The following is a 9,714-nucleotide window of genomic DNA, read 5'->3' on the forward strand; positions in this document are numbered from 1 at the left end:
GCGGCCGGCTCGGCCGGCGTCGCCTCCGGGCCGCCCGCCGGCAGCGCGGCGGGCGCCTTCTCCGGCGCCGGGGCGGACGCCCACGGCGCCACCAGCAGCACCAGCAGTCCCAATACCAAGATGACCATGATGGTCTTGCGACGTGCCACGACGTCCTCCTCTCCCGCCCGCGAGCGCGCACATGTTCCTTCCATGATAGCAGGTACGATACCGAAAGTCGCGCTTTTTTTGGAACCGCTTCACCGTGTTATACTATCGCTATTATCGTGAATCGGACGAAGGAGGAGTCGCTTGTGAGAAGAATGCAAGGCCTCGAGATGACGCTGCCAAGCGGCATGCCGCCCGGATTCCTCGACCGGATCGCCGCAGACATCGCGGACCGGACAACCTTGTTCGACCGGCATGGCGAGCTGCTCGTTCTGGACGAAGCCGGCGCGGTCCCGGAGATGGTCTCGCTGCTTGCACGCCGCGATGTCGCAACGTCGAGCGTCCCGCTCCTGCTGCTGCCGGAGACGGGTCTCCGTCCCGGCGCCGACTATGCGGATTACGCGTTCGAGACGCCCGCCGGCCATGCTTATCTGGATCTCCATCTCGCGGCGCTTTTCCGTCTTACGAACGAAGAGCCGATAGCGGAACCCGCCCCGGCTCTCCTCCAGTTGGAAGAACATCTTCTCCTGTCCGTCGACGAACCCGGCGGGACCGTCTGGCACGCCATCGACCGTCAGTTGACCGAGCTCGCAGAGCGGATCGCCCGCGTCTACGGCTGCCGGGTCGCGTGGCTGGAAGCCGACTGAACCGCCGCTGCCCGGGGGCCGCCGCGCTAGAGCTTCTCGGCGGCCAGCTGCGCCAACCGCGAACGCTCTCCCTTCTCCAGCGTCACGTGTCCGCTGATGCCCTCGGCCTTGAAGCTCTCCACCAAATACGTCAATCCGTTGCTCTGCGCGTCGAGATAGGGATGGTCGATCTGCTCCGGATCGCCGAGCAGCACGATCTTGCTGTTCTCGCCGACCCGGGAGACGATGGTCTTCACCTCGTGCTTGCTCAGGTTCTGCGCTTCGTCGATGATGATGAACTGCCCCGGGATCGAGCGGCCGCGGATATAAGTCAGCGCCTCGACTTGGATGCTCCCGAGCCCCATCAGGATTTTATCCAGATCCCCCGACTTTTTCGTGTCGAACAAAAACTCCAGATTATCGTAGATCGGCTGCATCCACGGCCGCAGCTTCTCTTCCTTCTCGCCCGGCAGATAGCCGATATCCTTGCCCATCGGCACGACGGGACGCGCGATCAGCAGTTTCTTGTATTTGTGTTCGTCCTCCGCTTTCATGAGTCCCGAAGCGAGCGTGATGAGCGTCTTGCCCGTGCCGGCCCGGCCGGTGAGCGTGACGAGCGGGATATCGTCGTTCAGCAGCAGCTCGAGCGCCATCCGCTGTTGCGCGTTGCGGGCCGTGATGCCCCACGCCGGCTCGTTGCTTAAGTGCAGCGGCTCGAGCCGTTGGCCGTCCTGGCTGACCTTCAGCAGGGCGGACTTGGACGTGCCCAGCTCGTCGCGCAGAATGACGAATTCGTTCGGATGCAAGCGGACGTTCAGTTGCATCTGATTCAGGCTGAGAAAGCGGTACGTGTAAAATTCGTCGATGAGCGACGGATGCACGTGCAGCGTCGAATGCCCGGTATAATGATCCGAAGGCGACACGATCCGGTCGGACATGTAATCTTCGGCCGTGATGCCGAGGACGTCGGCCTTGACGCGCACGAGGACGTCCTTGCTGACTAGGATGACGGGCCGCGACGACTCCGGCTGCTCCTGCTCCTCCATATGATAATTCAACGCCACCGCCAGAATGCGGTTGTCGTTCGTCATCTCCCCGAACAATTCCTGAACGCGTACGAATCGGCGGTGGTTCATCTCGACCTTCAAGACGCCGCCGTTCTCCAAAGCGACCCCGTTGTGCAGATGCCCCATGGTCCGCATGCGGTCCAATTCGCGGGAGACAAAGCGGGCGTTGCGCCCGATCTCGTCGGCCAGACGCTTCTTGGAATCGATCTCCTCGAGGACGACCGAAGGAATGACGACTTCGTTCTCTTCGAAGGAGAACATCGCGAGCGGATCGTGCAGCAGCACGTTCGTATCGAGCACGTAAATTTTTTTCAACGGTGGTCCCTCCCGGGTTCGACGGATTTTGGCGAAATTACATAGCCGACAGGCGATAGGGAACAATAAGCGCAGATTTGGATCTCGAAAGCCGCGGCCGCCAGGTCGCGCTTTCCGGGCATCCCTCCTTCACAGCATCAAATCTCAAGGACGGTGAATGGAAGATGAATTGGAGCTTTAACATTCGCGGCGGAACCGCATGCCTGCTCGCCGCCTCGCTCGCGCTGACCCTGTCCGGCTGCGGGCACAAGCAAGCTGCGCCGTCGCCGGGGAACGATCCGCGCGTGCACGTGCAGAGCACGACGCCCGGCGTAGACGGGCGCCAGCCGATCAAGAATCCGAAGGCGGTAGCCGCGCATCTCGAGCAATTGGCCCGCGGCGTCAAGGGCGTCCGAGGCGCCAACTGCGTCGTCTTCGGCAAATACGCGATCGTCGGCATCGACGTGGAACCTACGATGGAGCGCGCCCGGGTCGGTACCGTCAAGTACGCGGTCGCCGAAGCGTTCCGCAAGGATCCCTACGGGATCAACGCCCTCGTCACGGCCGACGTCGATCTCGCCCAGCGGGTCCGGGAGATCCGCGCCGATACGAAGCGGGGACGGCCGATCGCCGGCTTCACGGAGGAGCTCGCCGACATCGTCGGACGCCTCGTGCCGCAGATCCCGCGCAACATCGTGCCTCCGGCCTCTCCCGACAACGTCGGCGGCGGGATGGGCGCGAAGCAGCTGCATCGCAACCCCCACAATGCACAAAAAGCCCAGTGAGCGTCACTGGGCTTTTTCTCATGAAACCGTCCGCTTGTCCGTTCAAGCGTCCGGCGTCGTTATTCGGTTGATGGCATTCGGGATTCGGGCGCGCCGCCGGCAGGCGCAGGCCGTCTCTCTCCGCCGGGCGGTACAGGGATTCCGTCCGCGCGTCAGGCGCGCTTGCGGCGCGGATGATCGCGAACGTGCGGTTAGAAGCGTGGAGCGTCAACGTCATGCGCCATCCTCCTTCGTCCCGTACCGAAGTGATGCGGCTTGCCCGCCTTGCCCTAATCTGTCCTCAGTATAGCATAGGGTCGATTCCGTTTCCAAGCGTCAACCGCCTGACGGAAAATATCGGCAGACCGCCGTCCGCGCTTTACGGGGATGCGGAGGCGTCGGGAGAAGCCGACGACTTGGCCCGCCCGTCGCCCGTCAACTCTTCGGCCAACGCTTGCTTCGCGGCCTCGACCGATTTGGCGTCTAGATAAACGTAAGGGCTCTTCCAGTCGCCGGTCAGCGGAAGGAAGCGAATATCTTCACGGTTGATATCGTAGTAGGTTTTCAAGATGTTCTTGATCTGCTCCTGCGGGATGTCCGTGATGAGATTTTTGCCCGCGACGTCGATGACGCCGCCCAGCTTCAGCGCCCCGCCTACCGTCTTCATCTTGTCTACGATCGCGCCTAGCACTTGGCTCTGCCGCTCGTTGCGCTCGAAGTCGCTCGAAGCGGCCGTCCCGCGGTTGGACTTGCGGTAGCGGACGAAGCCCAGCGCATCCTCGCCTTTCAGCGTCTGTTCGCCGGCTCTCAGATCGATGTTCGTGCCGTCCGCGTTGTCGACGTACTTCATGTCTTTGTCGACGGTTACCCGGACGCCGCCGAGCTTGTCGATGACGTCGACGAATCCCTGGAAGTTGAGCACCGCCGTATAATCGATCTGGACGCCGAAGTATTTTTCCAGCATCTCGCGGGTCTTGTCCCGGGCGTAGCCGTCGGCTGCCGTTCCTTTGAGCCCTTCCTTGGTTCGGGCGGTGCGGTGGAAGCCGGCGTAGAATTGGTTGACCTTCTGCTCGACGTAGCCGTTCATCCCGAGCTCGGAATCCCGCGGAATCGAGACGACGGTCGCCGTCTTCGACTGCGGATTGAACGCCGCGACCATCATGACGTCCGTGTTCATGCCGCCGATCTTGGGCCGGTAGTCCATGCCCAGCAGCAGGATCGCGATCGGCTTGACCTGCGCGCGATCGGCTGAAGGCACGGTCTGAGAGGTCGCCCCCGAGGAAGTGTCTTTGAGCGCGCCGTCCAGCTCATTCCATAGATAAACCGCGTAGGCGCCCAGGCCGAGAATAACCATGAGGAAAAGTCCGAATAGGAACCTCAAAAACCGTCGTTTCTTGCGCGGCGGCTTCTTCGGCTGCTGCTTCTGCGTTCTCGGCGGCGGCCCGTTCTGGCGCGTACGCGGCGGCAACGAAGATTCGTAACTCATTTAAGTCACCTCGCTGTCGTCATCGTCTTCGTCAGGACGCGCTTGCGTCCCGTGCAGGTCGTTGTGCAGTTGTTCGACGGCCTCGCGATCGAACCAGACGGTCTTGCCGTCCGGCTCGGCCGGAGAGGCATACGTCACGTAGATCTTGCCCCGATCCTCATTGTCGATCTCGAACGATGTCAGTTCGTGATCTTCCGACAAAATTTGCGCAAAAAATAAAAGAGAATCCCGGGCGGCTTCATCGTCCGGCCGGGAATTCGTCATCCACTTCAGCTGCAACCAGTAAAACAAGGCGTCTATCAAGCGCATAACGTTTCCCCCTCCCGCTCGCGCAAGCGGTCGTCGTCAGCGTGGTGATTCGGTCTGTTTTACGGCGTCGCCGCCGCGTTTATTTTTCCATTTGTCGTACATTTGCCGTCCGCGGAGCATGAGCATCATGACGACCGCGACCGCCATGCACTGGATGATCGGCAGCTTGTCCAGCTGCAGGAGCAGCAAGACGAGGCAGCCGAGCGCCATGATGACGTGCACGATGACTTCTTTCAGGATCGGCAGGCGGCCCATCCGGAAGACGGCGTTGAAAATATAGATCGTAAAGGCGAGAATCAGCAGATAGGATATGATGGGATGCTCATGGAACCAATGCTGCATGCTACCCCTCCTCCGCCCTTTCGCGGGATCGAAGACGCCAGTCCGGCGTTAGACGCCGGACTCTGCCATCTTCCGTTGTTTTTCCGCGCGTTCGCGTTCGCTCTTGTTCAAGATCTTCTTGCGCAGGCGAATCGATTTCGGCGTAATTTCGCACAGCTCGTCGTCATTCAGATATTCGAGCGCTTCTTCCATGGACATCAGGCGAGGCGCCTTCAGCTTCACGGTCTCTTCCTTGTTGGCCGTCCGGATGTTGTTCAGCGCCTTCTCCTTGCAGATGTTGACGATGATGTCGTTGTCGCGCGTATGCTCGCCTACGACCATCCCTTCGTAGATCTCGGTGCCCGGCTCCATGAACATGATGCCGCGGTCTTCGACGCCCATCATGCCGTAGACCGTCGTCGTTCCCGTCTCGCTCGCGACCAGTACGCCCTGGTGGCGGCCGCCGACTTGGCCGGAGGCGATCGGACCGTAGCTGTCGAACGCATGGTTCATGACGCCGTAGCCGCGCGTCAGCGTGAGGAAGTTCGTCCGGTAACCGATCAGGCCGCGCGCCGGGATGAGGAACTCCAGGCGGACTTGGCCGTTGCCGTTGTTGATCATGTTGACCATTTCGGCCTTGCGCGTGCCGAGGCTCTCCATGACGTTGCCCATGCTCTCTTCGGGAACGTCGATCAGGAGGCGTTCGATCGGCTCGGACTTCACGCCGTTGATCTCGCGGATGATGACTTCGGGCTTCGAGACTTGCAGCTCATAGCCTTCGCGGCGCATGTTCTCGATCAGGATGCCGAGATGCAGCTCGCCGCGGCCGCTGACGACGAACGCGTCCGGGCTGTCGGTCTCGTCCACGCGGAGGGATACGTCCGTCTCCAGCTCCTTGAAGAGGCGCTCGCGCAGCTTGCGGGAGGTGACGAACTTGCCTTCGCGACCCGCGAACGGGCTGTTGTTGACAAGGAAGCGCATCTGCAGCGTCGGCTCGTCGATCTTGAGGACCGGCAGCGCCTCCGGGTTCGCCGGATCGGCGATCGTCTCGCCGATATTGATATCCTTGATGCCCGCGATCGCGATGATGTCGCCGGCTGCCGCTTCCTCCATCTCGACGCGCTTCAGCCCTTGGAAGCCGAACAGCTTCTCGATCCGGGCTTGGCGGATCTTGCCTTCGCGGTCGAGGACGGCTACCGGCTGGCCTTGGCGGATCTTGCCGCGGTTCACGCGGCCGATCGGAATGCGGCCGAGGTATTCGTTGTAGTCGAGCAGCGTCACGAGGAACTGCAGCGGCTGCTCGGTGTCCTCGGTCGGCGCGGGGATCTTCTCGATGATCGTCTCGTATAGCGGCTCCATCGTCGTGCCGAGCTCCCCGGCATCCAGGCTGGCGATGCCGTTCAGGCCGGATGCGTAGACGACCGGGAATTCCAGCTGCTCGTCGTTCGCCTCGAGCTCGATGAACAGCTCGAGCACTTCGTCGATGACTTCGGCCGGACGCGCCGCCGGGCGGTCGATCTTGTTGACGACGACGATCGGGGTCAGACCCGCTTCAAGCGCCTTGCGGAGCACGAACTTCGTCTGCGGCATGCAGCCTTCGAAGGCGTCTACGACGAGCAGGACGCCGTCGACCATCTTCATGATCCGTTCCACTTCGCCGCCGAAGTCGGCGTGTCCCGGGGTGTCGACGATGTTGATCAGGCAGTCCTTGTAATGCACCGCCGTGTTCTTCGCCAGAATCGTAATGCCGCGTTCCCGCTCCAGATCGTTGGAGTCCATGGCCCGCTCTTGGACCTGCTCGTTGTCCCGGAACGTGCCGGACTGGCGCAGCAGTTGGTCTACCAGGGTCGTCTTGCCGTGGTCTACGTGCGCGATGATGGCGATATTGCGAATGCGATCTCTTTGATGCATGATTCCACTCCTTATTGGTTCTTCTCTGTATAATGCTTATCCGCGGAGCCTTCCGCAGCGGTGCCGGCTGACTTCATGCGGCCATTACGTTCGTCCATCAACAGAAAACGCCGACGCGAGGCCGACGTTTCTCTACATCCCTTGTATTATACGCTAATTCCTAGCAAAAGCCAAGCGCGATCGCGCAAGACGCCCCGCGTCAGCGGGAGCGCCTCGGGCGCCGCATCACGAGCCAGATGCCGAATCCGATAAGGATGAGGGCGAGCAGATAGATGCCCCAGGTCCAGAGCAGCGTCATGAAGAACAGCAGCACGGACGCCGCGGCCAACAGCATCGATGCCGTCCACACCGCCCGCGACCGGACGAAGCCGAAGACATAGTACTCGTACAATCCGACGGCGGCGGCCAGCAGGAACAGCGGCCAGATGTACTTCATCGTTCCCCAGCCGAACCAGTTGCCGATCATCAGCAGGACCGACACGACGGTCAGTATGCCGGCCGGCACCAGCGTGATGGCGGGCAATACCCGGCCGAAATAGAGCACGTGCAACAAAATGCCGGGCACCAGCACCGCGAGCGGCCAAAAAACCGCGCCGATGACGGTGAATACGCCCAACTTGCCGAGCAAAATAATCAAACCCGCAGCCAACACCAAAACGCCGACTGCGGCGGATTGCTTGTTCACGACGGCTCCCCCACTTCTTCCAATCTGCGATGATCGTTCGGATAGGCTGGACGATTGCGATGCCGTTCCGCGACACCTTTTGCCCTATAGTGTATAGGAAGTTGGGGTAAAAAACCAGTTCGCCCCTTTAAAAATCCATCAAAAAGTCACAAAGGAGCCGTCCGTTCGCCATTTAGCGCCCGCGCCGGCGCATCCAGAGGGCCGCCGCGAGCAGCAGCGCCACCAACGCGAAAGGCAGCGCCCGATGCGCGTCGGCATCGAGGCGGGACAGCAGCGGAGCGAGCCCGCGGTCCTTCAGCAGCATCTCGCCGGAAGCATAGCCGAGCAGCGCGCCGCCGACATAGGCGAGGAACGGGAAACGGTCGAGCAGCCGCATAATGAACGAGCTGCCCCAGATAATAATGGGAATGCTCATGGCGATGCCGATGACGAGCAGCGCGATGTCGCCGTCCGCGACGGCCGCGACGGCGAGCACGTTGTCCAGGCTCATGACGAAGTCGGCCACGACGATGGTCCATACCGCGCCGGCGAGGGTGGACGCCGCCCTCGTCTCGCCGTGCTGGTCCTTCTGGTCCAGCAGCAGCTTGAGGGCGATGCCGAGCAGCAGAATCGCGCCGACGGTCTGCAGGAACGGGATGTCCAGCAGCGCGACCGCGCCGACCGTGAGGACGCAGCGCAAGAGGACGGCCGCGGCCGCGCCCCACCAGACGGCCGCTTGCCGCTGCCCCGGCGGCAGGCGGCGGCCGGCCATGGCGATGACGATCGCGTTGTCGCCGCTCAGGAGCAGATTGATCAGGACGATTTGCGCGAATACGACTGCATTTTCCCAGAATCCCATAACGCACCCCCTTCTATCAGGTGTATGTACATGCCTCATCGGATATGAGAATTGTCGCGTTCGGCAACTTTGTGAATCCTAATCGGGAAATCGCCGTAATAGAGGTTGTATAGCACGAAGGGGGAATTGTTGATGGACTTCATGAACGCCGAATTTTTCACCGCGCTGATCACCATCGTCTTCATCGACCTGATGCTGGCGGGGGACAATGCGATCGTCATCGGCCTCGCGGCGCGCAACTTGCCGAAGGAGAGCCAGCGCAAAGCGATCTTCTGGGGGACCGCCGGCGCCGTTCTGATCCGGGTCGCCGCCACGCTGCTGATCGTATACTTGCTTAAGATTCCGTTCCTGCTCGCGGTAGGCGGCGTCGTCCTTCTCTGGATCGCGTTCAAGCTGCTCGTGCAGGAAGACAGCCACGGCGACATTCAGGCGGGCTCGAACTTGTGGAGCGCGATCCGCACGATCGTCGTCGCGGATGCCGCGATGGGCCTCGACAACGTCATTGCCGTCGCGGGCGCGGCGCAGAACGGATCGGAGGGCCACAGCACCCTGCTCGTCATCCTGGGTCTTCTGATCAGCATTCCGATCGTCGTCTGGGGCAGCACGCTGTTCGTCGGCCTCATTCAGCGCTTCCCGTGGATCATCTATATCGGCTCCGCCGTGCTGGCTTACACCGCCGCCAAGATGGTCACGCACGAGAAGAAATTCGCCGACCTGTTCCACGACAATCCGGTAATCAGCTGGACGTTCGTCGCGGTCATGGTCGCGGCCGTCATCGTCGCGGGCGTCTGGACCAACGCCGTCAAGGCGAAGCGCAGAGCCGATCTGAAGACATCGGAGACGCCATAATATAGGTACAAAGGCGTACCGAGAATCCAAACCAAAGGGCTAGGCGATCATTCGCCTAGCCCTTTGGTTATAGCTTCATCTAATAAGCACCCTATTGCCTCTAATAGCTCCAATGCCGGAGTCGCCAAATGTAGGTAATTAAACTACCTACATTCTGTGAAAGCAACGAAACCGCACCGATGTAGGTAACTAAACTACCTACATTCGGTGAAAGCAACGAAACTGCGCCGATGTAGGTAACTAAACTACCTACATTCGGTGAAAACGCCGATACCGCGTCGATGTAGGTTAATTGAACTACCTACATTCGGTGAAAGCAACGAAACCGCACCGATGTAGGGTAACTAAACTACCTACATTCGATGAAAGCAACGAAACTGCGCCGATGTAGGTAACTAAACTCAATGGCATTGCACA

Annotated in this window: 10 protein-coding genes; 3 read left to right on the plus strand and 7 right to left on the minus strand. The window is 60.9% G+C overall.

Annotation, left to right across the window (positions count from 1 at the left end; genetic code table 11):
* Positions 1-293 precede the first annotated feature (293 nt).
* Positions 294-794, plus strand: a complete 501-nt coding sequence (locus H7C19_RS33455; protein ID WP_185673426.1) for a hypothetical protein — start codon at positions 294-296, stop codon at positions 792-794.
* 26 nt (positions 795-820) lie between these two features.
* Here the strand turns inward: H7C19_RS33455 and H7C19_RS33460 are convergent, their stop codons facing one another.
* Positions 821-2,155 (minus strand): PhoH family protein, encoded by a 1,335-nt coding sequence (locus H7C19_RS33460; RefSeq protein ID WP_185673427.1) that lies wholly within the window; start codon positions 2,153-2,155, stop codon positions 821-823.
* 164 nt (positions 2,156-2,319) lie between these two features.
* Between H7C19_RS33460 and H7C19_RS33465 the strand changes: the two genes are divergently transcribed.
* A complete protein-coding gene (locus H7C19_RS33465) occupies positions 2,320-2,919 on the plus strand; it encodes a YhcN/YlaJ family sporulation lipoprotein (RefSeq protein ID WP_185673428.1) in 600 nt (199 codons plus the stop codon).
* A 358-nt stretch (positions 2,920-3,277) separates the two neighbouring features.
* On the opposite strand, the gene H7C19_RS33470 is transcribed toward H7C19_RS33465, so the two are convergent.
* The 6 genes from H7C19_RS33470 to H7C19_RS33495 all read right to left on the minus strand — a co-directional run bounded on the left by H7C19_RS33470 (position 3,278) and on the right by H7C19_RS33495 (position 8,448).
* Entirely contained in the window at positions 3,278-4,384 is a 1,107-nt protein-coding gene (locus H7C19_RS33470; protein WP_185673429.1) for an LCP family protein, read from the minus strand.
* A complete protein-coding gene (locus H7C19_RS33475) occupies positions 4,385-4,693 on the minus strand; it encodes a hypothetical protein (RefSeq protein ID WP_185673430.1) in 309 nt (102 codons plus the stop codon). It abuts the gene before it with no gap.
* Positions 4,694-4,729: 36 nt separating this feature from the next.
* A complete protein-coding gene (locus tag H7C19_RS33480; protein WP_185673431.1) occupies positions 4,730-5,035 on the minus strand; it encodes a YlaH-like family protein in 306 nt (101 codons plus the stop codon).
* A 48-nt stretch (positions 5,036-5,083) separates the two neighbouring features.
* Positions 5,084-6,925: a translational GTPase TypA gene (gene typA / locus H7C19_RS33485; RefSeq protein WP_185673432.1), complete on the minus strand. Its 1,842-nt coding sequence runs from the start codon at positions 6,923-6,925 to the stop codon at positions 5,084-5,086.
* A gap of 199 nt (positions 6,926-7,124) precedes the next feature.
* On the minus strand, positions 7,125-7,610 hold the full coding sequence (locus H7C19_RS33490; protein ID WP_185673433.1) for a hypothetical protein: 486 nt from the start codon (positions 7,608-7,610) through the stop codon (positions 7,125-7,127).
* Positions 7,611-7,782: 172 nt separating this feature from the next.
* Positions 7,783-8,448, minus strand: coding sequence for a TerC family protein (locus H7C19_RS33495; RefSeq protein WP_185673434.1), 666 nt, complete (start codon positions 8,446-8,448; stop codon positions 7,783-7,785).
* A gap of 132 nt (positions 8,449-8,580) precedes the next feature.
* On the opposite strand from H7C19_RS33495, the gene H7C19_RS33500 reads away from it, so the two are divergent.
* Positions 8,581-9,297: a TerC family protein gene (locus H7C19_RS33500; protein ID WP_185673435.1), complete on the plus strand. Its 717-nt coding sequence runs from the start codon at positions 8,581-8,583 to the stop codon at positions 9,295-9,297.
* The last annotated feature ends 417 nt before the right edge of the window (positions 9,298-9,714 follow it).

This window comes from Cohnella nanjingensis (assembly GCF_014212125.1).
Classification (GTDB): Bacteria; Bacillota; Bacilli; order Paenibacillales; family Paenibacillaceae; genus Cohnella; species Cohnella nanjingensis.